We start from the raw sequence: 26,904 nt of genomic DNA, 5'->3' as shown, positions 1-26,904 counted from the left end.
ACACGCCGTCCTTGTTCTCAAGGACGGTTTTTAAGAGAAGAGAAAAGGGGTCAGTACCCTTATTTCGTTCTTTGCAAGATCATGTCCAGGCCAGACATATTTTATTAAAAAACTTTCCGGGCAGTCATTGGTATGACTATAGCGTTGGATCAGAGAGCCACCATGCCTGCCGCCATTCTGCTGTATGACATGCGTTAATTCATGCGCTAACAGTTTCTTTCCAGCATGTGAATCTGGTGTATATTCACCTTTGTTAAAGACAACATTATTGCCATAGGTATAGGCTCTGGCGTTAAGATCACTTGCACTTTGTGCCGCCTGCGTATCACTGTGCACACTAACATGACTGAAATCATAATCCATGCGTGATGAAAAAAACTGCTGTGTGGCTTTGGGCAGGGAATGCCCATTATTTAATGATGGCAATTGCACATATTTAGTAGAAGTTGATGTTTTTTCAACACGCTTTGCTTGAATGACATCATCCTGTTTTTCTTCATCAGTTTGCCGTTGTAGAGCTGAATCTGGCATACGCATCACCTGCTCGGAAACACGATCCGCTTCCTGCTCATATTTATCATTCAATAGACAAGACACCCATTCCAAAAACACCCCTCCTTTTGACGGGCAAAGAAACACGAAGGTGATACCATCCACTCAGAAAAACAGCGATATATAGTGCGGTTAAGTGAATATTCGAATCATTCCTTTAAAACGACTTTCGAAATGCTGCGTCATGTAGAGCCAATGCTTGGGATCGATCTGTAATCGTTCAAGAACAGGGTGTTGATGATCAGGTATGTAACCCCGTTTGTATTCAAGAATGGCGCGTCCCGTCCAATCGACAAGCTCAAGATAGTCTTTATGACGTAAGGGTAACCCCTTGGGCATATCCTGTCGTGGGTAACCGGCAATAGGTAACAGACCGCATCGCGCTCTGCCTGAGTGATAGGCGCTGAAACCAGATAGCACGGGACAATCACCGGGAGTGAAAAGAGGCGCTCCCAGCGTTCGATAACTTCATGATCGCTCCAGCCGGCTACAAGCCGGGTATTGACATGGAGAATAACCTGTCACTCCTTGATAGATGATGGTTGTAGTAGAGTGCCGGAACGAATAGTATTTGGTAAAACTAGCTGTGGGCGTCCCCCGAAGACTGCAACAATTAATAAGGTATGTGTGAACACAACAAAGCTGTCCATGACTGTTTCGCCCGGTCGGCAACCTGGACTATCATCAAGTCGATCCAATATTGAGAGTGAATGCTCCGGAGTGGCAAAATGAAGGATCTCTTCATTAGCTATGCCCATGAGGATGTGGAAGTCGCGCAGCATTTGGCGACGCAATTGGAAGCGGCAGGCATTAGTGTCTGGTGGGACCCCCAACTGCGGGCTGGACAGGAGTTCGCCCGCGAGATTGAAAAGGTCTTGAAGCAGGTGCACTGCGTGGTAGTGCTCTGGTCTGAACACTCGGTTGCATCCCGCTGGGTCAGGGCAGAAGCGACAGAGGGTATTCGTCTGGAAAAACTCGTGCCTGTGTCCCTTGACGGTACCACTCCACCCCTCGAATTCCGTACCCTTCACACCGCCCAGCTCGATTCCGGCGAACTGGACCAGGTGTCTGAGGATTATACAAAGCTGATCGACGATATTCGTGTTCGGCTAGGCAAGGGGTCGACCGGTGAGAAACGTCCGCAATCGAGGATTCAACCCTACCCCTGGCGTTATCCCATTGCGATCGCACTTGGCGTTGTTTGTTCAATTCTGCTACTCGCGGCAATGGGTTGGTCCACTCTGATACTGGATAGATTGACCGGTAGTCTGGCCGCATCTCCACTTCACTTTACCACCTGGGCCACTGAAGCCGTGTTGGTAGGCATAACATTGCTGCTGACCCTGATGCTGGGCTGGCGTATTCACCGCCAACGATATCGTCACCGCTGGTGGATTGCAGTCACTGGCTTGGTCGCACTGATAGGAATTTCAATCGTCTATACTTGGACTACGCGTTGGCTTACTCCAGCCGTGGATCATATCAGCGGTGGAATCGTCGCCTCTGACTGGAACGAGATGCACATCCTGGCAGTCGATGCGCTCGGGCGGGAAATCTCGTTGGGAGGGGAAGTGCCCGTCAGTACAGAAAACGGCGAATTTGGAATGCGAGTGGCGACCTCGTTTGCGGATCGGCCCCGTAAGTTAATTGTGCGTAAACCTGGTTGTGCTGATTTCCATTACCCATTGTCCTGGCATCAATGGAATGACCAACAACCGGCAACCATCAACTATAAATGTCAACCAGGAAGATGAACAGATTCATCCCATTTCTGTTACTTATCCTTAGCCTTATCAGCAGTGGCTTAGCTAAGTCAGAACCAATCACCGGGCATGTGATCGATGACGCAAGCGGAAACGGTCTACCCGGTGTCTCTATCAGAGCGTTGCTGAGCGGTACCAGCTGGTTGGTTTCGGAACAAACCGATAACGATGGCGCTTTCCGGTTTGACCTGACAGATGGCTTCGATAGCGCGGCGATGGACACCAATTTCCTCAACCTTGAGTTCAGTAAAGCCGGCTATCACAAAGCAACACGCATGCGCTCGACCCAAACCCGCGGGCAATTCATCGTCAAGGATCTCAGGGTTCGCTTGGAGCCTAAGAACGATCCCGATACCGCAGTCGAAGTTTCCTCGCCGACAGACATTGAGGAACCCGCAATTACCCCCTTCAGGAGAATCTTTCACCGCAGCTACGACCTATTCGGCGCCGGGGAAGGCAACACGGACGATTCACTGACAAATCTGAACCGGAGGCTGCCACGACATTTACGCCGCGGCATCATTACACACCTGCAACAGTTGCAGTTACCAGCCAATATAACCTTCGACCCGATCCCTGATGAGATCAAGCAAGACAACTCCATCAAGTTACGCGCCTTTGCCCACTCCGAAGACGCCCTGGCAGTCATCCTGGGTGAAGCGGAACTAACGGTCAGTGACGGTGACGAGACCATCGAGCTGGCTTCGGAGTACCGAATCATTCCTCTGCTACCTGATTTTCAACCCGGTAGCCTGTTTCTCGATGACCGGATTTCCAAGGATGATTTTAGCCCCAGCCGCCTCTCCCGAAGCCTAAGCAAAACCTGGGGCGGTACCACGGTCTTCGCTCTGGCACTTTATGAAACCCGGGAAGCGATGAAGCAAGACGACCAGCAGAAACGACAGGCCGGCCTGAAGCGCGCCGAGGCTTTTCTGAAGGCCCAGAAAAGCGTACTGGGCATCGATGATGACATGCTCAATCAGCAGATTGACGCACTGCTTGACCTCATTCGCCGGGAGGGTGAGTCATGATTCGCTGGATAATACTGATGCTGTTTCTGATGCTCTGCTGGAACGGCGCCATTGCAGGCGCACAGGTGATGGCAGAATTCCAAGACAAACGTGCGAAAACGCCCGAAGTACTGGCTCACGTACCCTTGAAAGCGGTTGTCGTGGAATATCTAGATCCCTTTGACAGTGGACTCGGAAAGTCTCTAAGTTGCCTGATCTGGCGTGAAGTGCTTACAGCAATCAGCGACCAGGCGGGGGCAGGTGTCATCGTCGCCGAAACCCCTCCCGGTGAACGCCTGGTCGATCTGTTGAAGCAGGACTACCACATTGCGGCGGAGAGAATCGCCCGTCACCAAAAAGCGCGAATGGTAATCTGGGGCGTAGTTTCGTCTGACAACGACGAACTGGCGATCCAAACCTATCTTTCCCTGCTCACCGACGACAAGCAAAGCGGACTCAAATTCGGCCTTGGCAGTAAAGTGATAGCCGGTCCCAGCAGATGGCTCGAGGAACAGCAGCATACGCGCATTGAAGCTGATCTTGCATACAAGCGTTTCAACTTCGATGCTGATCTACTACTGCGTAACGCATTGTTTGACCGCACTTTGGTTACCAGTGCCCGAGTTGATATTAAATCCAGGCCCGACAAGAATGCCAGGACCCTAAGGAAGCTAGCCGCCAATAAAGCCATTCGAGCTGTGGATATGACCGGCGCATGGTTCAAGGTAGCGCTTCCTGAAGGTGGATTCGGTTATCTTAATGCTGGAACGTTCGGCAAATTGCGTCTCCCCCCCAGAGAAGTGAGCGGAACCTCAAATCGCGTCAACTTGCGGAATGGACCGGGAACCGACCATGCGGTAGTCGCCACCCGTAACCTGGGTAGAGAGCCCATACGGGTACTGGATATGCGCTATCGAAAAGGTCACGGCCTCTGGTACCGCATCGATCTGGGCGCCCGCGATAGCTGGGTTGCCGCCTGGTTGGTCAAGCCTCGATTCAGCCTGCCGGTGATCGACTTTGTCGCTGGCCTATACCGTTACTACGGTGAACGCCACGAACAGGCCATCGATGCTTTTTCACGCTATATCGATAGTTCCGATCCACTGACAGACAACGTCAATCTGGCAGCCGCCTTCCAACTCCGGGGCGCCAGCCGAATACTCGCAAATAAAACTGACAGCAATGGCAACACGGAAGGCTACCGTGATTTTTCCCGGGCCATTGAACTAACCCCCTATAACCCCAACGCCTTTCTACTGCGCAGTGTCGCCAACCTGGGTATGTCTCAACCTAAAGCTGCCCTGGCGGACCTGGACAAAGCACTGAGTTTGGACCGGGAATACAGGCCAGCACGCAAACTGGCAACTACCTTTAAGAGCATTGCCGATAAACCGGGAATGAGTCCCCTCGGCATCATGACTCGTCTTCCGCAGGTTAAAGCCGAAGTGGATAAGCTAACGACCTCACACCGAATTGAGCAAAATGTTCGCCCTATACCCGAGCGTTCTCCGGCCAGGTTAGATAATCATCAAAGGGGAATCGAACGATATTGACCTTACGTCTCTTTAACGGCTATTGGGCTGAGAGATGGAGTAGAATAAGGATCGATTGGGATAGATAAAGTCTGCCAGTCACCTGGTGGTCAATCCCAATGAGTCTATTAAATGGGGGATATCAGGCTTATGACGATTAATGCGGCAGAAGTACCCGACTTGGTCGAGAAGATGCCCGCTTTTCCCCAGGGGGTGACCAAGGTGCTGGACCTGGCCTCCCGCCCCGATTGTGCTCCCAAGGCATTGGTTCAGGTCATTGAGCACGATCCAGTGATGACCATGAAGGTGCTGAAACTGGTCAATTCTGCCTATTTCGGTCTGTCACGCCCGATTAACTCTATCAACCACGGTGTGGTCTATGTGGGGATCAACACGATCAAGAACCTGGCCCTCTCTATTGCCGCCATTGGCATGTTGCCCAAGAGTAATAAGGCGGGATTAGACATGAATCAGTTTTTGGCCCACTCACTGGGTGTGGCTTCGGTAGCCAAGTTGCTGGCGACGCACTTGGGTGTGCCGGATAAAGATGCCACCGATTTCTTTGTGGCCGGATTGTTACACGATTTTGGTAAAGTTGTGCTGGCACAGTTTAAACCTGAGGAGTTCCGTCTCTGTCTGGATCAAGCCGCTGAGCAAGAACGTAGTTTGCATGAGGTAGAGATGGAGACACAAGGGATCAGCCACGATGAGATTGGCGGACGCTTGGCTGAGATTTGGAAATTGCCCCCAGCTTTGGCACACGCCATTCATCATCACCATCACCCGGAACTAGGGGCTGAGGAAGCCAATGACGGCATGTGCGAAGCGGTGTTTGCCGCTAACCAGATCGTACGTTGCTTGGGCTTTGGCGATGCCGGCAATCCTCTGATTGCCGAGTTTCCACCCTTGGTATCTGAACGGTTTGGCAGTGATCTATCGGGTCTGATGTCTGCATTGGGAGATCTCAATGGAGAATTGGAAAAGGCCCGTTTGTTCACTCAACTCTAAGTGATGGACATAGATGTTTGCATGATGTTCTGGGCGCAACGCCCCTGTTTTTTCATCATTGGGAAAGGATAAGTAAAGTGCGTTTTAAATTTTGGGGTGTACGTGGCTCCATTCCATCACCCGGACCCAAGACTGTTCGTTATGGGGGCAATACCACCTGTATTGAAGTGCGTGGAGACAATAACGAACTGCTGATTCTGGATGGTGGAACGGGTATTTTCCCTCTGGGTCAGAGTCTGATACCCGAGTTTCCCCTCAAGGCCCATCTCTTTATCACCCATACCCATTGGGATCATATTCAAGGCTTACCCATGTTCTTACCAATTTTCGTACCGGGTAACGAGGTGACTATCCACGGCGCTGCCGACCCCATAACCCAGCGGGATATAGGTGAGGTGCTGGCCCGACAAATGGAATATGCCTATTTTCCAGTGCGTGAAGCCGAGCTCAACGCCCGTATGAGCTATCTGAACATACAAGAAGGCCAGGACGTGCGAGTCGGCGGAGTCAATGTGCGTTGCATGTTGTTACATCATCCGGTGCTGAACTTCGGCTATCGCTTGGAATGCGGTGGCAAGGTGTTTGTCTTTACCGGTGACCACGAATGGCAATACAACATCTATAATCAGGATGAAGTGGACTACGCCGATTACCAACAGATGGCGGATGAGCAACGGAGCAGAGTACTGGATTTTTTCCATGCTGCCGATGTTCTGGTAATCGATACTGCCTATACCGATACCGAGTACCCCAAACGTAAAGGCTGGGGGCATGGCACTTTTGGATCAAGTATCGAGGCATCACGGGAAGCTGGGGTCAAGCGGGTATTTCTCACCCATCATGAACCAACCCGTAGCGATGCCGATCTGGAAGCGGCATTCGATGAAGCCATGGAGACCCATGGCGTGGGAAGGGAAGGGGATCCCCAGTTTGAATTGGCACAAGAAGGTGTGATGATAGAGATCTAGAGGGGACAGACCACGGTTTCCAACAACATAAACGTTTAGTACCCTAGTCATCAATCCCAATGATCAAGGAAGATCGTTATGCCAAGACGCCCAAGGATAGTGCTGCCAAATGTCCCGTTACACATTATTCAGAGAGGTAATAACCGTCAAGCCTGCTTTTATGCAAGGCAGGATTATCATATCTACCTGGAGTGGCTGGGAAAATATGCTGTAGAGACAGGCTGTACTGTTCATGCCTACGTGCTGATGACCAATCATGTGCACTTGCTATTGACTCCAGAAAATAGTGAATCAGCTGGACATATGATGAAGAAGCTTGGCCAGCGGTATGTTCAGTATGTCAATCGAACATACAGACGTAGTGGAACCTTGTGGGAGGGTCGCTATCGATCGTGCCTGATTCAGAGTGAGATCTATTTATACACCTGTCATCGCTATATTGAATTGAATCCGGTTCGTGCCAAATTGGTCGATCACCCGGCGGACTATCCTTGGTCAAGTTATCAAGCAAATGGACATGGAATGAGCAATGGCATATTAAAGCCACACCCCTTATACGAGGCTTTGGGTAGTGATATGACTGAAAGACAAATTGCCTATCGAGAATTGTATCGCCATGAGTTGGGTCCTGATGTTATCGATAAGATCAGGAAATCAACCAATGGTAATTTTGTACTGGGTGATAGACGATTTGCCGAGCAAATAGAAGCAAAGCTGGGAAGACGAGCTACACCGGGTAGATCTGGGAGACCAAAGGGTTATTAAGAATGCACTTAAATGCAAAACCCGTGAAACCGTGGTCTGTCCCCGGTTTTTCTATTTGTCAAGCTTGTAATCCTGGCTTTATCTGCAATGCTCAATCTAAGTACCGTCAGGAATCGATACGGACAAGCTTAGCTCTGAAATGGACCGGATAGCTGACCGCGCCAGCGGTTTGTGTCATACGCCAAAAGGATTTAGCAATGAAAAAGTCAGCACAAGTTGTCTCCTGCGTTTTCATATTAATCTCATCAGCCACCTGCCAAGCCGAATTTTCCCCCCACAATCTGCCGGGTATGGGGGATCTGGTGATGTTCATCGATCAGGCGGATAGATCCAGGGTCGAGGAGGAGATCTACGATACCTACGGCAGGGTCTCGGCAGACATACCGGTCGCTGATACTGCCCAGGGACAAACCGCAAGTGAGCTTGCCGGCTTGCTGAGCGGTAGCTCTGAGACGCTGCGGCAGAAGCTGATCGATGCCTTTCTCGAAAGTCGGAGTCAATTGCTCAAGAATTTGAGTGACAACAACTACGCCGTCGATGACATGGGTGTGGCTTGTGCGGTCTCCTTTATTCTGCTATGGGAGTTGGCCTCGCATAGGGAGTTGTCACAGGCCGCTTCTCTACAGGCGGCAAAGCTCCTTGTTCACTCTTTTCATAATTTGGAGGTGGAATATGCCAGGATCAGTGATGAGGAAAAGGCAAAGGCCTATGACTGGCTGATAACAACCCCTGTTGCTCTGGCTTCCCTGGTCGCGGCCTATGAATATAGGGGGCGCGAGAAAGAGGTGAAGATGTTGCGTGAAAAGTCGGCTTCACTGTTTTTGAGCGTCTTCAAAATCCCTAGAGAAATGCTGAAGATCTCTGAAAGCGGAGTAATCAGCGTTGATATCGATAGGGTTTTGACCTATCAGCAAGAGCTTAGCTCGAATATCACGTGGTAGACCTGTGAAGGCTTGTAGCGCTGTTTCTGCTCGCTGCATTATTGTTGCAGGAGGATTTTAAGATTGGATATCGATCAATGCAGATGAAATAATGGTCCTCTCAACCTTAACCAACAAACAACCAGATTAAAGGTTTTTCAGGATCAGCCATGACAACAATCGGTACACCTTTCTCGCCATCTGCAACGAAAATCCTGTTTTGTGGCTCTGGAGAGCTGGGCAAAGAGGTGGTAATCGAGCTGCAGCGATTCGGTTGCGAAGTGATCGCCTGCGATCGCTATGAGAATGCACCGGCGATGCAGGTGGCTGATCGCTCATACACCTTCTCCATGCTCGACGGGGCCGAGCTGCGCCGGGTGATCGAGCTGGAAAAGCCTGACTATATCGTGCCCGAAATCGAGGCCATCTCCACCGATACCCTGGTTGAGCTCGAGGGTGAGGGATTGCATGTGATTCCAACCGCGAATGCCGCGCGGCTTACCATGAACCGGGAAGGCATACGCCGGCTCGCGGCTGAAGAACTGGGCCTGCCCACATCCAACTATCAGTTTGTCGACAACAAGGAGGATTTTGTCAAGGCCGTGGCCGAGATCGGCATACCCTGTGTGGTAAAGCCGATCATGAGCTCTTCCGGCAAGGGTCAGAGCACCATCAAAAGCGAAGCCGACATAGAGACCAGTTGGACCTATGCCCAGGAGGGCGGACGTACCGGAGCGGGGCGGGTCATCGTCGAAGGCTTTGTGGATTTTGATTATGAGATCACCCTGCTGACCATTCGCCATATCAACGGCACCAGCTTCTGCATGCCGATCGGGCATCGCCAGGAGGATGGAGACTACCAGGAGTCTTGGCAACCGCAGCCGATGAGTGATGCGGCACTGACTCGTTCCAAGCAGATCGCCGAGAAGGTGACAGGAGCCTTGGGCGGTCGCGGTATCTTCGGTGTGGAGCTGTTTATCAAAGGGGACCAGGTTTACTTCAGCGAGGTATCGCCCCGTCCCCACGATACCGGCATGGTCACAATGATCTCTCAGGATCTGTCCCAATTCGCACTCCACACACGCGCCATTCTGGGACTGCCGATCCCGAATATCATGCAGCATGGTCCTTGCGCCTCCGCTGTAATATTGGTCGAGGGTGATTCCAGCAATCTACGCTTCAATAATCTCGATGCAGCACTGCAAGCCCCGGACACCCAGCTGCGACTGTTTGGCAAACCGGAAGTCAAGGGCAAGCGCCGTATGGGTGTTGCACTGGCAAGGGGAACGGATATCGAGAATGCCAGAGACAAGGCTTTAAAGGTCGCTGACGCTGTAGTTACTGAGCTTTAGACCCTAAAAATATTTCAATTAATGTCACTAGTATGGCTGCAAGAGGAGAGTTGGCGTGTCGCCCTATTCTTCAGGTTGGACCGCTAGCCTGTCTTGTCCATCTGCATCACGGAGGTACTTTATATAGCGAAGCTATCTTGAGGGAGCTGGAGTTTGTAGATGTTTACTCCAGCTTAGGGAGTTCGATGGTTACCAAAAATCCCCCATCCTTCAGATTTTCAGCACTAACCTCCCCCCGGTGGGCGGTAACAATCCGCTTTGTGATCGCCATGCCCAATCCATATCCATTGAATCGGCCAGCAGTTTCACCTCTGAAGAAGGGCTCGAATACGGATTTGAGCTCACTTTCAGGCATGCCGCTTCCCTGATCCCTGATTGATAAGGAGAGTCGCTTTGTTTCAGGATTCGTATCGCAGCTGATCGTGACTTGTGTGCCCGAGGGAGTGTGGCGGATAGCATTGCGCATAATATTTTCAATTGCGCGATGGATTAGGTTTGGATTACACGACACGTAGAGATTTTCAGCTTTTATGGCCTTGACCGTGCACTGCTTGCCCTTTGCCTCAAAAGTAGCATCCTCAACGATGGTGTCGATCAATTCACCGAGGTCGGTCTCTATTTCACTGTTGCCAGGCAGTCCGGCATCAAGACGTGCCAGGGTCAACAGCTCTTCAATCAGGCGATCCATGCGGTTCGATTCACGCTCAATTCGTTCGATAAACTCTACTGCGCGATCTGGCTGTTGCTGCATAAGGTCGAGTGCAGCCTGTAGCCTTGCCAGTGGTGAACGCAATTCATGGGAGACATCGTGGAGTAAGCTCTGTTGGCCTTCGACCAGGCTTTGTAATCTTTTGGCCATGCTGTCAAAGCCATACGCAAGGTCAGATAGCTCATCGTGGCGTCCTCCCATGGCTTCGCCTATACGAGTATCCAGTCTTCCATTTGCCACAAGTTCAAAGGCCTCTCTCAAGCTGCGAATGGGTCTCGAAAAATACAATGCGAGTAGTGTTGCAATGACCAGGCTGACCAGGCTTCCCGCAAGAAGTGGCAGTACTGGCGGGGATAATGAGTGGTTTGGGCCTGTGTGTGGAGGAGTGGAACGAGGTCCTGGAGGTGGTTGGTCGGGCCCTCTCGTTTCCGGACGTATTGGGACCTGCTCATTCTCATATTGTCGGTGCGGTGGTGGCCCGGGCATTGCAAAAGGCATGTTTGCTATTGGGCCTGGTGGTGGTTGATCAAAGGGTGGTGGGTTGATGGGTAAGTCCAAAGGATTGTTACCCGGTTCAGGTTTGGTCAGCATGATCACAATGCTTACACCAAACACGGTCAGTATCTGACTGAGAAAAAGAAAGAGAAAGAACTTCCAGAACAATCTGCCCATGCTATACCTGGCTGTGTGGCTTATTCTACGACTAATATGTATCCCTTACGTACCAGGGTTTGAATCATCGATCGACCGTCGTCCAGGGGGTGTAGCTTACGTCGGATGTTGCTGATGTGGACGTCGATGCTGCGATCGTATGGGCTCAGTGGCCGGTCCAATGCGGCCATCGATAGTTCATTTTTACTGACCGGATTACCGGCATGGCTTACCAGTACCTCGAGCAGACTAAACTCAGTGCTGGTAAGTTCGAGTGGTTGATCACTCTGGTCAGCGCGACGTTGGGTGGGCCAGAGCTTTAGGTTACCGGCAGTCAGGGGCTGGTTGGATGATGGCTGGTTTGCAGTAGCACCCTGTAAACCTACGCGATGAAGAATGGCACGCAGACGCGCTATCAGTTCTCGGGGAGTGCAGGGTTTTGGTACATAGTCGTCCGCACCCAGCTCCAGGCCCATGATCCGGTCAGTGTCATCACCCTTTGCTGTCAGCATCAAAATTGGCAGGTTGCTCTTCATACGGATCATGCCTAGGGCTTGGATGCCATTGATTTCCGGCATCATGACATCGAGTACGACAATGTCATATAAGCCTGAAAGAGCTGCATCCACGCCTTCCTTGCCATTGTTGACGCATGCGACGATGAAATTCTCTTTCTCAAGGTAGTCTCTGAGTAACTCGAGAAGTTCCAGGTCGTCATCGACTAACAGTACGTGTGGCTGTGAAGCGGGGGATTGATTGGGTATTGTGCCTGTCATCGGGTGAATATTTAAACTATCTGTAAAAGGGTGGTCTCAGAGAAATATCTTTTTGGGCCTCAGTCATTTGTATATCAATAACCGGCAAAGGCTCGCCACCTAAGAGTGTAGTCGAATTAAAAATTACAACATAAATCAGTGAATGAAAAAGGAACTTACAATAATTTACAAGCCTGGTTCAGAGGCAAACATTTGCCGCTAATGGAGGAAATCCTTCATAAGTCAACTGATTTTGCCGTATCTGGCTTGTGCGCGCTGGCCTGCCTTTGCAATTTCCAACTAGTCCTTACTTCTTTTTACATAACTTTACCCTAATCGTCATCTAATCTCACGACACCTGGCCGATATGTTGCTTAGAGATCAAAGTACCGTGGGTACAAAACAGGTTTATCAGCAATGGGAGACAATTATGAATGGCATTAGCGGCGCTGGAACGGGAATGATGCAGACTATGTTTGGCCACAATAGACCAGATCCTACCCAAATGGCCCGGAAACTCTTTACTGAAATTGATACTGCCGGGCAAGGTTACATAGAAAGGTCTGACCTGGCAGCTGCCTACGAAACCACGACTTCAGTCATTTCAACAAGTAGCGATGATTCAGGTATTGACGAGCTTTTTAGTCAACTGGATAGCAATGATGATGGCAAAATAACACAACAGGAGTTTACAGATTCGTTTATCCAGCTCGATGAGCAAATCTCAAATATAATGTCACAGATGCGGGCGAATGAGGCGAGGGGGATGATGCCGCCGCCCCCACCACCATCAGATGCACAAGCGGGGGAAATGGATGAGGGATTCACACTGGAGCAGCTTACCGCACAGTTGGAGGAGATTGGTTCAAGTGATCCCAGACGTGCCGAATTGATTTCCAACATTATCGAAAATTTTGACGAGGCTGATACCGATGGTGATGGTAAGGTTAGTTTCGCAGAGGCGATGACCTTTGATGAGGGCAGGTCCGCAAATGGAAGTGCAACAACAACGAGCGAGACTCTGCTCTCGTCAGCTGAATCAAGCCAGGATCTGAATCAAAAGGTCATGATGCAACTTACTCGTCTGCTGCAGGCTTATGGTGCCGATCAATTCAGTAGTGGGGAGTCTACCACCTCGATTTCTGAATCAGTGTAGAACAGGAGATACAGGGCCTGGAATAAGAGCGGAGAAAGTATCCGATACTTGTCTCCGCTCTAGCGTATGCCATACGAGCATAATGAATAAAATAGACTGGATGGATTTAGTTACATCCGATTGGGTGGCGCGCGATGCATGCCATCGGAACCTGGACCGCGCTCACCGGAAGGCCTGGTAAACCCTTTTGCGGTCATACACTCATCCATGGCGGAAGGTTCAGGACGTCCACTGCCGTCACTATCCAGTGAGGCAGCACATGCCTCCATTGCGGCTTCAAGTTCTGCCCGATCTGGCATGTTGCCGTCGCGATTTGAGTTACCAGCGAGTAGCGAACTTGTGGCTAAGCTTAGAGCGAAACCGATGATGATTCGAAATTTGTAATCCGATAATGTCATTTGAACTCCACATTACAATCTGTCGTAGTTGACCCATTCTTAAACCGTTGTGTAATTGTGTTTATTTACACTTTGGTTGTCATTTAACTTTACTTAAATTTACCAGTGCGCTTGTGCCAGAGAGATAAATCAACTGCGCGATCAAGTCTCTAATAATGATTAGATCTCAATCATGATTCTCTTGTAACCAAGGAGTGTGCCATCATCATTTTGTGCTGTATTCAACAGATAATTATCATAACCACTACTTGGAAACACGGTATCTGATCCGTCACTCAACGGGGTGTCTTGAACCCCTCTGTCAGAATAGAGGCTATGGGTAGTACAGATATCCTCACAAAAATCGTCATCAAAACAGAACTGGGAGACAATAAAGTCAGCGCCGCCATATTCGAGACGAACCCGAAAGTGGATGTGTATGGTCCTCCCCCCGTACCAACCGGGGAAACATGTCTTGAAGTTTACCCGACCGTTACTGTCAGTGGTGAGTTCGCCGCGAAACCAGGTGCTATTTTCCGCTTCCTGGTCATTCGCGGTACAGAAGCTACCCGCGAAGGTGCTTGTATCGTCACTTTGGCTTTCGTCACCTGAATAGATGCCTTCCCTGTTACAGTGCCAGACTTCAACCAAATAACCTTCAAGTGGATTACAATTTTGATCGATCACCTGTAAGCAGAGCATCATGGGTAAACCGGTCTCTCCATCGGATATGTCTTCCTGGTTGTTCACGCCCAGGTAACATGGGCCTTCAGTTGTCCTCTCTGTCAATAACAGGGAACATATGCTCGCACTTTCAAACAGCGTGTCATCAGGGTAGTCCAGTGTTATCAGGTCTGTCCCTCCTGCTGCCCATTCAATAGAGGTCTCAGTATCGGATGTACCTTGTTCGGTTGTAGTGTCCTCAGTTGTTTCGTCCTGCGTGGTTTCTGACTCGGTCGTTTCTGTCGAGCTGTCATCACAACCGATCAAACCAATAATCGGGGTGTATAACGCTGCCATGCCCATGTTCGCCAGCAGATTACGACGTGTTTTATCAACCCTGACCTTCATATCATTTGCCTCCGGTATGAAAAGTATCGAAATAGCCGATAGTGGTAATTGAAATTTCAGTACCTGGCACTGCCGTTACTGTCTGTTAATGCGCGCCAGCCACCGAATGGGAACATGATGGACAAGTGGCAGGTTAAATACAGTCAGCAGTTGTAAAGTTACGTAAATGCGACCCGGCGCAGGACATGGAAGATGCATGCTGTGAACGGGTTGACGTTATTTGAGGGGGTAGAGTTGCCGGATGGGGTATATGCCACTCGTCCGTATATATGAGCGGTCAGTGGTGTTTACGCTGGCTGGATGGTGTTGTACAGCCGATATGGGGAAGCATGGTCAGGATCGAGCAAGCACATTAGCTGCTGCTGAATGTGCTTGCTCGCTGATTTACATATCGTCACATATATGCCCGTCTTTCTCTTCCGAGGTGGGAGGACTGAATGAACCCGGCATATTGTCCATCATGCCTTGCATATGTTCGCCACATTTACGCATCGCTTTAAGCTGCGGGTCGTTATGCATCTCCTGACCGTATTTCATGGCGGTGCTCATGGCTTTGTCGCGCTTGCCCGCTTTGCATAATGCCTTTATCTCGGCCTCCATTTTCTTGCCCTTGGCCTCGAGCTCATCAAATTTAGACTTATCAAGTTTATTGAAACACTCTTGTGCCTGCAGCATTCTTTGCTGCATTTGTTGCATCTGCTGCTCACTCATGCCCGGGGCAGCGGGTGTGATTTGACTGAAAAATATTAGTGCAACTGGAATATATTTTGTTAGCTGTTTAAGGGGTGAAGTCATGACAATCTCCAGGTGAGAAATATATAAAGCGGTCAATTTCTGTTATGCATAGGTAATTTGGTGTCAATCTAACAACAGTTATATCAAAAATGGAAGAGAAATAACGGTATAAATAACGATAATATCTCTAATCCAAGTTCCATCCATACGCTATTGATTAATAGCAATATAACCGCATAAGTATTACCAAATGAGATGAGAATCTGTACCGGGATGGGTAGTTTCTAGCTAGGAATGACTTGACAAAAATGGAAAAAGTGCATATACACATAAAATGCCTGACAAAAACACCATCACTGACCTTGTTTCTTGCCAGGAAATTGGCAAAGCATGTGTTGTATTCAATCTGCGCAAGGCTTCCCGGGCGCTGACCCAGGTCTATGAGGAAGTCATGAAACCCAGCGGTGTACTACCCACCCAGTTTACGCTATTGGTGGTAACCCGAGCCATGCAGCCGGTTGCCATATCCAAGATGGCTGAAGTATTGGTGATGGACCGCACCACATTGACGCGAAATCTAAGGCCCCTGGAGAGGGATGGCATGTTGTCTGTGAAACCAAGCAGGCGTGACAAACGCACACGAGAGGTCAGGCTTACGAAGAAAGGATTGGCGCACCTGGAGTCGGCTGTACCGTTATGGCAGGAGGCGCAGCAGAAGGTAAGAGAGTCCCTGGGTCGTGGTCGCCTCGACCGAATGATCGAAGACCTGACGGCTGCTGTGGCAGTTGCCACGGCGAATTAATTTTTTTGTCTTATAACGTGTATATACACACAATTGGAGCTGGTCATGAAATCAAGCAACTTTCATCGGGAATCTGAAAAAATCCTGGTCTTGTGAGCGGCTGGTAAAACCGGTTATTCCACGGCACTGGAACTGCTGGCAAGAGGAGAACAGGTACGGGCATTTGTGCATAGGAAGAGTGATCGGTCCGATGCGTTACAGACAGCGGGCGCGGAGATTTTCAAAGGTGATATGTCGGACTATGAAGACGTCTCGAAAGCGTTGATCGATATCCACAAGGCTTACTTTTTCGCCCTTTTGGTTCCTGATCAGCATTGTAATCCAGTGTATCTGTATCGCCAGGTTCAAAATATATGAGATTAAAATTATGACTACAAAAGTTATGAAGAGAGACAGCCGCCCGACCGCATTGATCACCGGCGGTTCTAAAGGCATCGGGCTTGAGTTGGCAAACCAGTTCGGACAACATGGCCATGATCTTGTACTGGTGGCACGCAGTGACAGGGACCTCAAGCGGGCTGCAACGCAGCTCCATACTGAGTATGGATGTCGGGTTGATGTATTCAGTGTCGATCTGACTGCTATCGATGCACTGGCAGAGCTATATAGGCAAGTGACTGATAATGGTATCCAGGTGGATGTCCTTGTAAACAATGCTGGGACGGGTGATGTGGGGCCCTTTGCGGTTAGTGACATCAACCGGCAGCTTGATATGTTGCAACTCAATATCGTCAGTCTCACCGCACTCACACGGCTGTTTTTACCCGGTATGATCGAACGTGGTAGTGGACGAATTCTGAATATCGCCTCAGTGGTTGCCTATTTTGCAGGAGGCTCCAACTGGGCAAGCTATGTGGCTTCAAAGCACTATGTGCTTGCCTTGACTCGCGGCCTGGCGAAGGAGCTTGTGGGAACGGGAGTCAATGTCACGGCCTTGTGTCCTGGTCCCACGGCGACAGCATTTGTCAATCAGGCGGGTGCCGGCGTTATGCGGATCTATCGTTGGTTACCCAAGGTCACGCCGTCGGAGGTGGCACGTGCTGGATATCGCGCCGCCATGGCGGGACAAACCACGGTGGTCCCGGGTCTGCTCAACAAGTTGTTTGCCTTCCTCGGCGAGTTGCCGCCTCGGTCCATCGCTCAGTGGGTGTTCGGTTTTCTCTCCCGCAGTCCATTAGTCACCACGACTGATACCAGAAAGGCATCGTGAAATGAGTGTTATGGGCCTGGTTGGGTTCACACCTGGGAGATAACTATGCAGTTATCCAGCCTGCCCCTTTTGATTGCCGCCATCTTCGGCTTTCTCTGGTTCCTCGTCAGCAGACTGCATCGGCGGGGGTCGTTGAGTGCGGTGCAGCGGAATCATCTGGCATTGCTCATGGGCATACTCCTGATCTGGGGTTTGCTTATCGGTTACCAATCAGACATGGGACGCTTGGATGGTGAGTCATTTTTAAACCTGATGCCGGGCTATTGGCTGCCCTATGTGCCGGTGGTGATCGCGGTGACCCTGATGCTGCTCCTGACCCCGCTGCGTGAGGGACTCAGGGTGTTGGTGGATGAGACGCCGAGCCATTGGCTAAGCGGGATTCATATACTGAGGATTCTTGCCCTGGGAACACTGATCAAGGCGTCGAAGGGACTGTTTCCCCAAGGATTCGCCTGGTTTGTGGGTGGTCCGGACATGCTGTTCGGACTCTCCGCGATTGTGCTGACATATATGGCATGGGCCGGACACTTGAATAGTCGCGTGCTCCTGTTCTGGCATCTTGTCGGGGCGGTAGCGATTGTGCTGCCGATTGCCGGACTGATGCACATATTCATGGCTGAACCGCTGTTCCTGGAACTGTTCAGGTTCCCCATGATCATGGCACCGGCGCTAGTGGTGCCTACCCTGGTCATGCTGAATCTATTGGTGGCCTGGCGGCTGTTCGAGAAAGATATTGTGAAGCAATAAAAGGGCGTCGCCTATAGACCCATACATGTGCCGGCGGCAGGTTCAACAGGATCCGGTCGGTTCGCTCGCCATTGACACCGAGTGAGTGGGCGAGTCTATCGGTAATGGGTGGCCTGAGGGAGTAGGTGAACTGCACGAACTTCCCCTCGGGGTGTAAAACGGTGAAGATCTGTTTTAGGATGCGCACGCGAGTACGATGACGCATGTTGAGCAGCGGCAGGCTCGAAACCACATTATCGACCAGTCCCATCTTTTCCCTTTGCAGCAATGCCTTGAGTCGGGCGGCATCTCCCTGCAACACCCGCAGATTGGGAAAGTGTTGTGAAAGCTCTTGGGCCAAAATGCGATCCTTTTCGATCAGCACCAGTCTATTGGGTTGGATGCCCCGGGTAAGCAGTGCGGATGTGACAGCGCCAGTGCCCGCACCCAGTTCTATGGTAATGCCTGATCCCTCCTCGGTTTGTGCGGCCATGGTGCTGGTCAGACCATTGCTGCTGGGAAGGACAGCGCCTACCTGGATGGGATTGCGTAACCAGGCCGAGAGGAAATTGGGTCTTGCTTTCAACGCATGTAGTTCCTTTTGGATTCTAACTGCTTGAGATGCATCTTAGTCGCTAGTGTTCCATCCAAAATGCCATATCTTGTTCATCTCAAGCAAGAGAATGGGTGTGGTAATCTGTAATCATGCCTATCAGCTAACAGTTGTGCAAAATAATCCCGGCAGTGTTTGACAGCAGCAGCATGGGTGCAGTAGCGTCATTGATGCTTGTTGAATTCACACTAACCCGCTTCTATCTTCACATTTTCTCCCTAATCAATGGTTAGACTTATCAACTAAGGACTCGATATAGATTAGAGGTACGCTATGAAAGCGGTATGGGTGGGTATTGTCACGTCAAGTCTATTCTATTTCCCTGCTACGCAGGCGCAGTTTGAGCCGGATAACAGAAGACCGCCTGGGGGAGGGCCGCCAACCGAGGCATTCGAGGTATGTGAGCAGAAACGACAGGGTTCGGACTGCTCCTTTCAGGCACCCCATGGCAAGGTCGAAGGAAACTGCCGGAACATGCGCGAAGGCATGGTCTGTGTACCGAATGATCATCGAAGGAGGATCTCTCCTGACGGGCGATTGCCGCCAGGGCGGATTGGACCTCGGGATAGTGAATATAGAGAACCGGGTGCCCCGGCGGTCATCCAGGTAAAGCCTTCAGATAATGCATTTGGTCCATCTGCGAGAGATGTGGTGACAGCGCATAACCGGGTGCCCGATAGCGGGCAGATCGACTGTTATACCAATCGGCAGAGGGTGGCCTGTGCAAATATCCAGCAACGCTTCAAGGGACAGGATGGCCACTATGGTGCCAGACAGGCCTATCGTCACAACGGCGATGGCACGGTCACCGATCTCGTTACCGGTCTCCTCTGGCAGCAGGCCCACAACCAGCAGCGACTCGCCTACCGGGATGCGGCCGAAGCCTGCAGTCGCCTCGACCTGGCGGGTATTGAAACCTGGCGCCTGCCCACCATTACCGAGCTGTTCTCGATTTCCCATTGGCAGCATGCAGGCAGCCAACAGTGGTATCTGGATCGACGCTATTTTGAGCTCCAGGAGCCTGGCCCAGAGATACTTGCCGGCGACCCCTATCGCGCCACCCACAATACCTCGATGATGGGCCAAACCTGGTCATCCACCAACTATGCGGGTCATATCGAGCTTGGTGCTGAAACTCCCCATGCGTTCTTTTTCAATTTTCTGGACGGCAGGATAAAGGCCGCGTCCAAACGGGGACGCAGCCGTCTCTTTTACCGCTGTGTGAGCGGTGAATCCTGGGGCGACAATCTGTTTTTGGAGAATCACAATGGCACGGTAAGCGATGCCGCAATGAATCTGCAGTGGCAGCAAGCCGATGATGGTCAGCCCAGGGACTGGCCACAGGCCCTCGCCTATTGCGAAGGGCTGAATCTGGCTGGATATAGTGATTGGCGCCTGCCCAACATCAAGGAGCTGCAGACCCTTGTCGACTATCGCTACAGCGACCCGGCCATCGATCCGAACTTTTTCAAACAGCAAGACAAGCGGGGCTGGTTCTGGTCATCCACAACCCATGGCGAGAGCCCGTCCATGGCCAGCTATATCTGCTTCGGTCCCTGTACCTCGGTGGATGGGAAGGATGTACACGGTGCCGGCGCGCAGCGCAGCGATCCGAAGACGGGGAATCCCTCTCGCTGGCGGGCCAGGGGCGGACAACGGGACGAGACACGTATCTTCAACTATGCCCGCTGTGTGCGGGATACAAAAGATTAAAAAGTCCGCAAATGAACGCCAATAAACGCAAATGTTTCTGCTTCGCGAGAACAAAGCGTAGGGTGCGGCTTGCCGCACCGTCCACCCCTGAAAATATAAGCAAACCGCCAATGAACGCGAATCACTGCAAATTATCGCAAATAAAATGATTATGAGAAGTACGCGGCTTTACATAGTGGGTGATTGATTATTTTTGCGTTCATTGGCGGTTTTGAATTGCTTCCTGCTTTGTTAGGTTTTTCTTCAATCACCTCACCCGAAGAGGCGATGTAGTGACAAATTGGTCAGAGTGGCAATTCGAGCTTATAGCCGACGCCGTAGATGGAGCGGATGACCTCTTCGTCGGGGGTCACGGCATTGAGTTTCTTGCGCAGATTCTTCACATGGGTGTCCACGGTGCGATCGCTGACCACCCGCTGATCGGTATAGAGATGATTCATCAGCTGGGCGCGGGAGTAGACCCGGCCGGGTTGATCCGCGAAGGCCTTGAGGAGGCGGAACTCCACCGGTGTCAGTTCCAATGTCACCCCCTGGAAGCGGGCTGAAAAACGGCTTTCGTCGAGCGCCAATTTCTCACTCGAAGGTACCGGCTCGGTTGCAGGGCGCAGCCGCCGCAGGATCGCCTTGACCCGCAAAACCACCTCTCTGGGGCTGTAGGGTTTGCAGATGTAGTCGTCGGCGCCGAGCTCCAGGCCGAGCAGACGGTCGATCTCTTCAACCCTTGCGGTCACCATGACGATGGGCAGATCGGAAAATGCGCGGACCTCGCGGCAGATTTCGAGGCCGTCCTTACCCGGCAGCATCAGGTCAAGCAGCATCAGATCCGGCGGATCGCTGCGCACGGCTTCGACGACGCCGTTTCCCTCCCTCAGGGTGGTGGTGAGAAAGCCTGCCGCCTGCAGGTAGTCCTCGAGCAGATCCGCCAGGGCGGGTTCATCTTCCACAATCAGGATTCGGTGGCCAGGGTCATTCATGGTAATCGGTCTCAGCCGGTAGAGTGATGTGAACGCGAACGCCACCCAGCCTGGAGGCCTGGGCGCTGATCTCACCCTCATGGGCCGTGATGATGGTTTTACAAATGGCAAGACCGAGCCCGGCCCCGCCACGGCTGCGGTTGCGTGACGCCTCAACCCGGTAGAAACGGTCAAACAGCCGCGGGAGTTCATCCATTGCCACGCTGGGGGCTGAATCCTCCAGGTTGATATAGATCTGCCACTTTTTCTGTATCCCTGTCAGTCGGCATTCGCCACCCTTATCGGTATAGCGGAGACTGTTCTTGAGTAGATTGTCGAATACCTGCCGCAGGCGGCGGGTGTCACCGAGGATCTGCATCCCCTCGTCCACATTGATGGTAAGTGAGATATCTTTCTTTGCGAACTCACCCGCGGCGGCATCGGCCGCCTGTTGCATGATAGCGGAAAGATCGATGCTTGACTTCTGATAGGTCAAAGCCCCCGCATCCACCAGGGCCAGATCATACAGGTCATCCACCAATCGGCTGAGTACCATCACGCTATTGTGCAACCTGGCCATTTGTGACTGATCCAGGGGGCGTACCCCATCCTGAATCGCTTCGATGTCGCCGCGCAGGATCGCCAGCGGGGTGCGCAGTTCGTGGGAGACGTCCGCCATGCTCTGACGTCGCAACTGCTCATTGCGTTCCAGTGCTTTCGCCAGGGCGTTGAAGTCGAGTACCAGCCGGCCCAACTCGTCACTGCTTTGGGGTTCGAGACGGGTATCGAAGCGCCCCCTGGTGAGGGCATGGGCGCCCCTGGCGATAGCCTTGACCGGTTTCAACAGATGGCGTCCCAGGGGGACGCCGATTAACAGCGCCAACAGCAGCGCGCCACCGGCTATAGGGTAGATCGACCTCAGTTGTTGATCGCGAAAACGACGATCCAGATCGGACTCGGGTACAGGCAAGGGGCTCAGGCTTAACCAGCCAATCGTTTGATCATCCAGTTCGATAGGTCGTAACAAGGCGTTGCCGCTCTCACTGGGTGGACCGATTATGTTGTGCTTGTCGGCGTCGAGGAGACGCAGCCTGGTGGTCAGACCAGTACGGTCCTGTGGCGCAAGCGGGGGTGGAAAACGTCCCCCCGATTGGGCGCCTACCGGGGGTTGGCGTGGAGGAACGGGCTGAGATTCCTTCACTTTTCGAATCGGTAAATACTCCATCCAGCCCTCATGATTACCGCGCAGGAAATCCCACGAGCCGACGATTCGATAGGTGGCACTCAGATCGGCAACCGTCTCATCGAGACGATCCAACTCCAGTTCTGTCAGGTAGGTGAGGAAACCCTTCTGGAAACTCCAGTAGATAGCCGTCGCCATGGCGGCGACCAGCAGGACACTGGTCAGTGAGAGGACTGCGACAAGTTTTCCGGTGATGTTCAACTTCATGATTGCACAGCAGTGATATTTCGGCCCGCCTGTATCTATTCTGGTATGCATCCATCCTGGATGCGATAGCCAACTCCATTCTTCACAAAATCTCCTTATTCACCCCACAGTTCCTCACATTTGTCCGCATAGTCTTACAGACAGACACAAAATATCACCGCTGAGACTGGAAAATGCAAACAAACGGCTTACAAATGAATCAACCAACAGAAGGGTTGCATAAGATGGGATCGACCGATCATTCCAAGAAGGGTAACTGTAACCTCAGGCTAGTGAAGAGTGATGATCAGTCAGTGCAGACAATTCGTCTACCCGGTCGTTTGGACGATGTGGATAAGCCTGATGAAATGCTGCAAAGACGTGTTGATGAGCTTGAGCAACAAGTGCGGTTGTTACAGCAGCAGCTGGAGAGTGAGCGTAAGCTCGCCCAGATCGATCCGCTCACCGGTATTGCAAACCGGCGCGCATTCGCCGCACGTTTAAAGTCCGAGATAGCACGCAGTGAACGCTACGCTACGCCCCTGTCACTGGTGGTTTGGGATATCGACCATTTCAAAAAAATCAATGACAGCTACGGACATCCTTTTGGTGACGACGTAATCCGTTGTGTGGCCCAGGTGATTGACACTCACCTGCGTGAAAGTGATTTCACCGCCCGCTATGGGGGTGAAGAGTTCGTTGCGTTACTGCCCGGTTGCGATGCCGATGGCGCAAGGTCCCTGGCGGAAAAGATCAGCCTGGCCATTCAGCAGAGTGGCTGCTGTCTCAACATCGTGGGATTGAATCTCACCGTCTCCTGTGGGATTGCGTCTCTTCATGGACCTGGTAGGGATGAGACACTCTTCAAGCGCGCTGATGATGCCCTCTACAGGGCCAAGGTGACTGGGAGGAATAGGGTTGTGGTTGAGGATGACTGATTTTTTTGATATCTAAGTGTAGGGTGTGCCGGAATATTTGCTATTGATTGAAAGCCATTATTCGACAGTATCTTTGCTGTGTTTAATTTGCGATTATCAACAGTGATTGGCGTTTATTTGCGGCCAGTTTTGCATCAGTTTAATAGCCATTTTTTATTAAAGAATCTAAACAAGAATATGCAAGTGTATATGACACATCATGCTTGCTGAAAATACCCTAACCAATTGCTGGCTGAAGCTATCATATTCTATTACTTAACGCTTTTTTAAACGTGCCGATGATGCACTCTACAGGACCAAGCTGACTGGAAGGAACAGGGTTGTGGTTGAATCCGATTGTCAGCTCTCCTGAAATGGGTGTGAATTACCCCTAATTATTTAATCGTAGCTAAGCCTTGAATGTCGTACTATCCTAGCCTGGTAGCTGCAGGGAAAACAGCGTTCGGAGGCTTTGCATGATTCAACTCAATATCAATGGTTCAAAACAATCCCTCGATATCGATCCGAGTACACCACTGCTGTGGGCACTGCGTGATCAAGTTGGGCTGACCGGCACCAAGTTCGGTTGCGGTATAGCCCAGTGTGGCAGTTGTACGGTTCACCTGGACGGTGTGCCTGTACGCTCCTGTATCACGCCTGTTTCTGAAGCGATAGGTAAACAGGTGACCACAATAGAAGGCTTGAATTCCCCTGCCGGCAAGGCGATTCAGGCAGCCTGGCGCGAATTGGACGTGGTGCAGTGTGGTTACTGCCAGTCTGGACAGATTATGTCCGCCACGGCCTTGCTCGAGCGTAAATCGTCTCCTACCGATGCGGAGATAGATGATGCCATGCAGGGCAATCTCTGCCGTTGCGCCACCTATGTGCGGATTCGCGCTGCTATAAAAGCGGCTGCGGACAAGTCTGCCCAGGTTGCAGGGAGGAAGAGAGGATGAAAAGTGACTGGATCGCCAATCTAAGTCGTCGCCGTTTTCTCGCGGCAGGTGTCGCCACCGCGGCCGGACTGACCCTGGGCATCATGCCCGTGACCCGTGCCGAGATGCGCAAATCGGGTCACGGATTTGCCGGCGTTGCGCCAGCCGAGCAAGCGGCCTTTCAACCCAACGCCTTTCTGCGTATCGGCAGTGACAACCAGGTCACCGTGATCTCCAAGCATCTCGAGATGGGGCAGGGGACCTACACCGGCCTCGCCACCCTGGTGGCGGAAGAGCTGGATGCGGCCTGGGAGCAGGTCGAAGTGGTGGGCGCCCCGGCGGATGCGAAGCGTTATAAAAATCTTTACTGGGGCGAGTCCCAGGGCACCGGTGGCAGCACCGCCATTGCCAACTCCTGGATGCAGATGCGCAAGGCCGGCGCCGCGGCCAGACATATGCTGGTGGAGGCGGCGGCCAAGCAGTGGCAGGTCAAGGCAGACGATATTCAAGTGGCATCGGGGGTACTGACCCATAGTGCCAGCGGACGCAGTGCCAGCTTCGGTGATATGGCGGAAGCCGCCGCGCAACAGCCCGTGCCCGAGGAGGTGCTGTTGAAGGAGCCGGAGGAGTTCCGCCTTATCGGCAAGCGGATACCCCGCAAGGACAGTGCGGAAAAGGTCGACGGCAGCGCGGTTTTCACCATCGATGTGAAACTCCTGGAGATGTATACCGCGGTGGTGGCCCATCCACCCCGCTTCGGCGCCAAGGTGCGCAGTTTCGATGACAAAGCCGCGAGGGCGGTCAAGGGTGTCAAGCAGGTGCTGCAGATCCCCTCCGGGATCGCCGTGGTGGGGGACGGTTTCTGGAGTGCCAAGCAGGGCCGGGATGCCTTGCAGGTGGAGTGGGACGAGAGCGGGGCATTCCAACAGAGCTCCAGTGAGATCCTCGACAGCTACCGGGAACTGGCGCAACAACCCGGCGTGGTTGCCCGTAACGAGGGCGATAGCGAGGCGGCGATGGCAGGGGCGAAAAAGGTCATCGAGGCCGAATACAGCGTCCCCTTCCTGGCCCATGCGCCCATGGAACCCATGGACTGTGTGGTGCGCATCGATGCCTCGGGTTGCGAGATCTGGAACGGCGAGCAGATGAACACCGGGGATCAGATGGCGGTCGCCGGTCTGCTGGGGCTGCAGCCGGAACAGGTGCGCATAAACATGCTCTATGCGGGCGGGTCATTCGGCCGGCGCGCCAATCCCAAGGCCGACTATGTGCTGGAGGCGGTGCATATCGCCAAGATGATGCCGCCGGGGACCCCGGTGAAACTTATCTGGACCCGGGAAGACGATATGCGTGGCGGTTTCTACCGGCCCCTCTATCTGCACAAGCTCAAGGCAGGACTGGATGCGGAAAACCGGCCCCTGGTGTGGCAGCAGCGCATCGTGGGCCAGTCGATCCTGGCGGGTACCCCGTTCGAATCGATAATGGTCAAGGATGGCATCGATCAGACCTCGGTGGAGGGTGCCGCGAACCTGCCCTATGCCTTGAAGAACATCCATATCGATCTGCATTCACCCCAATTGCAGGTGCCGGTGCTGTGGTGGCGCTCGGTGGGTTCCACCCATACCGCCTTCGCGGTGGAGTGTTTCCTTGATGAACTCGCGGCAGCGGCGGGCAAGGATCCGGTGGCCTTCCGCCGTGAACTGCTGGCGAAACATCCCCGTCACCTCGGCGTGCTGGATCTGGCCGTTGAAAAGGCGGGCTGGGACCAACCCCTGGGCCGCAACAGTGGCCGGGGTGTGGCGGTGCACGAATCCTTCAACTCCTACGTGGCCCAGGTGGCGGAGGTCACGGTACGCCGTGGGGTGATCTATGTGGACCGGGTGGTGATCGCGGTGGATTGCGGCGTGCCGGTGAACCCCGATGTCATCGAGGCGCAGATGCAGGGGGGTATGGGCTATGGCCTGGCGGCCACCCTGGCCAGTGAGTTGACCTTTAAGGATGGGCGGGTGGAACAGTCCAACTTCCACGACTACCTGACCCTGCGCATCGACCAGATGCCAGAGGTGGAGGTCTATATCGTGCCCTCCACCGAGGCCCCAACCGGGGTCGGCGAACCGGCTACCCCGGTGATCGCCCCGGCGGTGGCGAATGCGGTGTATGCGGCAACAGGTCAACGTCTGCGCCAACTGCCACTGCGCCCCGCCTGAAGGCTTTGGCTTCATGCCGCACGAATTGTTCTCCTGGTTCCCACGCTTGCGCGTGGGAAGGATGAAGTGGGGTTT

At 52.4% G+C, this 26,904-nt stretch carries 27 protein-coding genes and 1 pseudogene; 18 read left to right on the top strand and 10 right to left on the bottom strand.

Going from position 1 to position 26,904, the window contains the following annotated elements:
* Positions 1-30: 30 nt before the first annotated feature.
* Both R2K28_RS17815 and R2K28_RS17810 read right to left on the bottom strand, forming a co-directional pair.
* The gene (locus tag R2K28_RS17815; RefSeq protein WP_316366576.1) at positions 31-585 is read right to left on the bottom strand and encodes an eCIS core domain-containing protein; all 555 of its coding nucleotides are present in this window, start codon (positions 583-585) and stop codon (positions 31-33) included.
* A 156-nt stretch (positions 586-741) separates the two neighbouring features.
* A pseudogene (locus R2K28_RS17810) lies at positions 742-864 on the bottom strand (transposase); the annotation flags it as partial.
* A 416-nt stretch (positions 865-1,280) separates the two neighbouring features.
* Between R2K28_RS17810 and R2K28_RS17805 the strand changes: the two are divergent.
* From R2K28_RS17805 to purT, 8 genes are all read left to right on the top strand, one after another.
* Positions 1,281-2,306, top strand: a complete 1,026-nt coding sequence (locus tag R2K28_RS17805; protein WP_316366574.1) for a toll/interleukin-1 receptor domain-containing protein — start codon at positions 1,281-1,283, stop codon at positions 2,304-2,306.
* Complete coding sequence (locus R2K28_RS17800) at positions 2,303-3,346, top strand: carboxypeptidase-like regulatory domain-containing protein (protein ID WP_316366572.1); 1,044 nt, start codon at positions 2,303-2,305, stop codon at positions 3,344-3,346. Before R2K28_RS17805 ends, R2K28_RS17800 begins: the two co-directional genes overlap by 4 nt.
* Entirely contained in the window at positions 3,343-4,878 is a 1,536-nt protein-coding gene (locus tag R2K28_RS17795) for an SH3 domain-containing protein (protein WP_316366571.1), read from the top strand. Before R2K28_RS17800 ends, R2K28_RS17795 begins: the two co-directional genes overlap by 4 nt.
* A 129-nt stretch (positions 4,879-5,007) precedes the next feature.
* Entirely contained in the window at positions 5,008-5,865 is an 858-nt protein-coding gene (locus tag R2K28_RS17790) for an HDOD domain-containing protein (protein ID WP_316366569.1), read from the top strand.
* 77 nt (positions 5,866-5,942) lie between these two features.
* A complete protein-coding gene (locus R2K28_RS17785) occupies positions 5,943-6,833 on the top strand; it encodes an MBL fold metallo-hydrolase (RefSeq protein WP_316366568.1) in 891 nt (296 codons plus the stop codon).
* A gap of 78 nt (positions 6,834-6,911) precedes the next feature.
* Positions 6,912-7,598 carry a transposase gene (locus tag R2K28_RS17780; protein WP_316366566.1) on the top strand — a complete coding sequence of 229 codons (687 nt, stop codon included), beginning with the start codon at positions 6,912-6,914 and terminating at the stop codon, positions 7,596-7,598.
* 197 nt (positions 7,599-7,795) lie between these two features.
* Complete coding sequence (locus R2K28_RS17775) at positions 7,796-8,539, top strand: hypothetical protein (protein ID WP_316366564.1); 744 nt, start codon at positions 7,796-7,798, stop codon at positions 8,537-8,539.
* A 149-nt stretch (positions 8,540-8,688) separates the two neighbouring features.
* Positions 8,689-9,870, top strand: coding sequence for a formate-dependent phosphoribosylglycinamide formyltransferase (gene purT, locus R2K28_RS17770; protein WP_316366561.1), 1,182 nt, complete (start codon positions 8,689-8,691; stop codon positions 9,868-9,870).
* Positions 9,871-10,033: 163 nt separating this feature from the next.
* Here the strand turns inward: purT and R2K28_RS17765 are convergent, their stop codons facing one another.
* Positions 10,034-10,819, bottom strand: a complete 786-nt coding sequence (locus tag R2K28_RS17765; protein ID WP_316366560.1) for a HAMP domain-containing sensor histidine kinase — start codon at positions 10,817-10,819, stop codon at positions 10,034-10,036.
* Positions 10,820-10,935: 116 nt separating this feature from the next.
* Between R2K28_RS17765 and R2K28_RS17760 the strand changes: the two genes are divergently transcribed.
* Positions 10,936-11,124 (top strand): hypothetical protein, encoded by a 189-nt coding sequence (locus R2K28_RS17760; RefSeq protein WP_316366558.1) that lies wholly within the window; start codon positions 10,936-10,938, stop codon positions 11,122-11,124.
* Between the two features lie 147 nt (positions 11,125-11,271).
* Here the strand turns inward: R2K28_RS17760 and R2K28_RS17755 are convergent, their stop codons facing one another.
* Positions 11,272-12,006 (bottom strand): response regulator transcription factor, encoded by a 735-nt coding sequence (locus R2K28_RS17755; RefSeq protein WP_316366557.1) that lies wholly within the window; start codon positions 12,004-12,006, stop codon positions 11,272-11,274.
* 409 nt (positions 12,007-12,415) lie between these two features.
* Between R2K28_RS17755 and R2K28_RS17750 the strand changes: the two genes are divergently transcribed.
* A complete protein-coding gene (locus R2K28_RS17750; RefSeq protein ID WP_316366555.1) occupies positions 12,416-13,141 on the top strand; it encodes an EF-hand domain-containing protein in 726 nt (241 codons plus the stop codon).
* A 110-nt stretch (positions 13,142-13,251) separates the two neighbouring features.
* Here the strand turns inward: R2K28_RS17750 and R2K28_RS17745 are convergent, their stop codons facing one another.
* The 3 genes from R2K28_RS17745 to R2K28_RS17735 form a co-directional block, all read right to left on the bottom strand.
* On the bottom strand, positions 13,252-13,539 hold the full coding sequence (locus tag R2K28_RS17745) for a hypothetical protein (protein WP_316366553.1): 288 nt from the start codon (positions 13,537-13,539) through the stop codon (positions 13,252-13,254).
* A 159-nt stretch (positions 13,540-13,698) separates the two neighbouring features.
* Positions 13,699-14,589, bottom strand: coding sequence for a dioxygenase family protein (locus tag R2K28_RS17740; protein ID WP_316366551.1), 891 nt, complete (start codon positions 14,587-14,589; stop codon positions 13,699-13,701).
* A gap of 384 nt (positions 14,590-14,973) precedes the next feature.
* Entirely contained in the window at positions 14,974-15,384 is a 411-nt protein-coding gene (locus R2K28_RS17735; RefSeq protein ID WP_316366549.1) for a hypothetical protein, read from the bottom strand.
* Positions 15,385-15,658: 274 nt separating this feature from the next.
* On the opposite strand from R2K28_RS17735, the gene R2K28_RS17730 reads away from it, so the two are divergent.
* From R2K28_RS17730 to R2K28_RS17720, 4 genes are all read left to right on the top strand, one after another.
* Positions 15,659-16,126 (top strand): MarR family winged helix-turn-helix transcriptional regulator, encoded by a 468-nt coding sequence (locus R2K28_RS17730; RefSeq protein ID WP_316366547.1) that lies wholly within the window; start codon positions 15,659-15,661, stop codon positions 16,124-16,126.
* Positions 16,127-16,252: 126 nt separating this feature from the next.
* Positions 16,253-16,483: an NAD(P)H-binding protein gene (locus tag R2K28_RS20500; protein ID WP_442871451.1), complete on the top strand. Its 231-nt coding sequence runs from the start codon at positions 16,253-16,255 to the stop codon at positions 16,481-16,483.
* Positions 16,484-16,493: 10 nt separating this feature from the next.
* Positions 16,494-17,336: an SDR family NAD(P)-dependent oxidoreductase gene (locus R2K28_RS17725; protein ID WP_316366545.1), complete on the top strand. Its 843-nt coding sequence runs from the start codon at positions 16,494-16,496 to the stop codon at positions 17,334-17,336.
* Positions 17,337-17,381: 45 nt separating this feature from the next.
* Positions 17,382-18,083 carry a hypothetical protein gene (locus R2K28_RS17720; protein WP_316366544.1) on the top strand — a complete coding sequence of 234 codons (702 nt, stop codon included), beginning with the start codon at positions 17,382-17,384 and terminating at the stop codon, positions 18,081-18,083.
* On the opposite strand, the gene R2K28_RS17715 is transcribed toward R2K28_RS17720, so the two are convergent.
* On the bottom strand, positions 18,025-18,648 hold the full coding sequence (locus tag R2K28_RS17715; RefSeq protein ID WP_316366543.1) for a class I SAM-dependent methyltransferase: 624 nt from the start codon (positions 18,646-18,648) through the stop codon (positions 18,025-18,027). The two genes, R2K28_RS17720 and R2K28_RS17715, sit on opposite strands and share 59 nt — an antisense overlap.
* A 300-nt stretch (positions 18,649-18,948) precedes the next feature.
* Here R2K28_RS17715 and R2K28_RS17710 point away from each other — a divergent pair, with 300 nt between their 5' ends.
* A complete protein-coding gene (locus R2K28_RS17710; RefSeq protein ID WP_316366542.1) occupies positions 18,949-20,388 on the top strand; it encodes an Lcl C-terminal domain-containing protein in 1,440 nt (479 codons plus the stop codon).
* A gap of 284 nt (positions 20,389-20,672) precedes the next feature.
* On the opposite strand, the gene R2K28_RS17705 is transcribed toward R2K28_RS17710, so the two are convergent.
* Entirely contained in the window at positions 20,673-21,362 is a 690-nt protein-coding gene (locus R2K28_RS17705; protein WP_316366540.1) for a response regulator, read from the bottom strand.
* The gene (locus R2K28_RS17700) at positions 21,355-22,791 is read right to left on the bottom strand and encodes an ATP-binding protein (RefSeq protein ID WP_316366538.1); all 1,437 of its coding nucleotides are present in this window, start codon (positions 22,789-22,791) and stop codon (positions 21,355-21,357) included. Before R2K28_RS17700 ends, R2K28_RS17705 begins: the two co-directional genes overlap by 8 nt.
* 194 nt (positions 22,792-22,985) lie before the next feature.
* Between R2K28_RS17700 and R2K28_RS17695 the strand changes: the two genes are divergently transcribed.
* The 3 genes from R2K28_RS17695 to R2K28_RS17685 all read left to right on the top strand — a co-directional run bounded on the left by R2K28_RS17695 (position 22,986) and on the right by R2K28_RS17685 (position 26,829).
* The gene (locus R2K28_RS17695; protein ID WP_316366537.1) at positions 22,986-23,708 is read left to right on the top strand and encodes a GGDEF domain-containing protein; all 723 of its coding nucleotides are present in this window, start codon (positions 22,986-22,988) and stop codon (positions 23,706-23,708) included.
* A 455-nt stretch (positions 23,709-24,163) separates the two neighbouring features.
* The gene (locus R2K28_RS17690) at positions 24,164-24,643 is read left to right on the top strand and encodes a (2Fe-2S)-binding protein (protein WP_316366536.1); all 480 of its coding nucleotides are present in this window, start codon (positions 24,164-24,166) and stop codon (positions 24,641-24,643) included.
* Positions 24,640-26,829 carry a xanthine dehydrogenase family protein molybdopterin-binding subunit gene (locus R2K28_RS17685; RefSeq protein WP_316366534.1) on the top strand — a complete coding sequence of 730 codons (2,190 nt, stop codon included), beginning with the start codon at positions 24,640-24,642 and terminating at the stop codon, positions 26,827-26,829. Before R2K28_RS17690 ends, R2K28_RS17685 begins: the two co-directional genes overlap by 4 nt.
* The last annotated feature ends 75 nt before the right edge of the window (positions 26,830-26,904 follow it).

Origin of the sequence: Candidatus Thiodiazotropha sp. CDECU1 (assembly GCF_963455295.1) — a bacterium.
In the GTDB taxonomy this organism is placed as follows: domain Bacteria; phylum Pseudomonadota; class Gammaproteobacteria; order Chromatiales; family Chromatiaceae; genus Thiodiazotropha.
The sequence above is the reverse complement of the archived record's forward strand: the minus strand, read 5'-3'. Positions and strand labels throughout refer to the sequence as shown.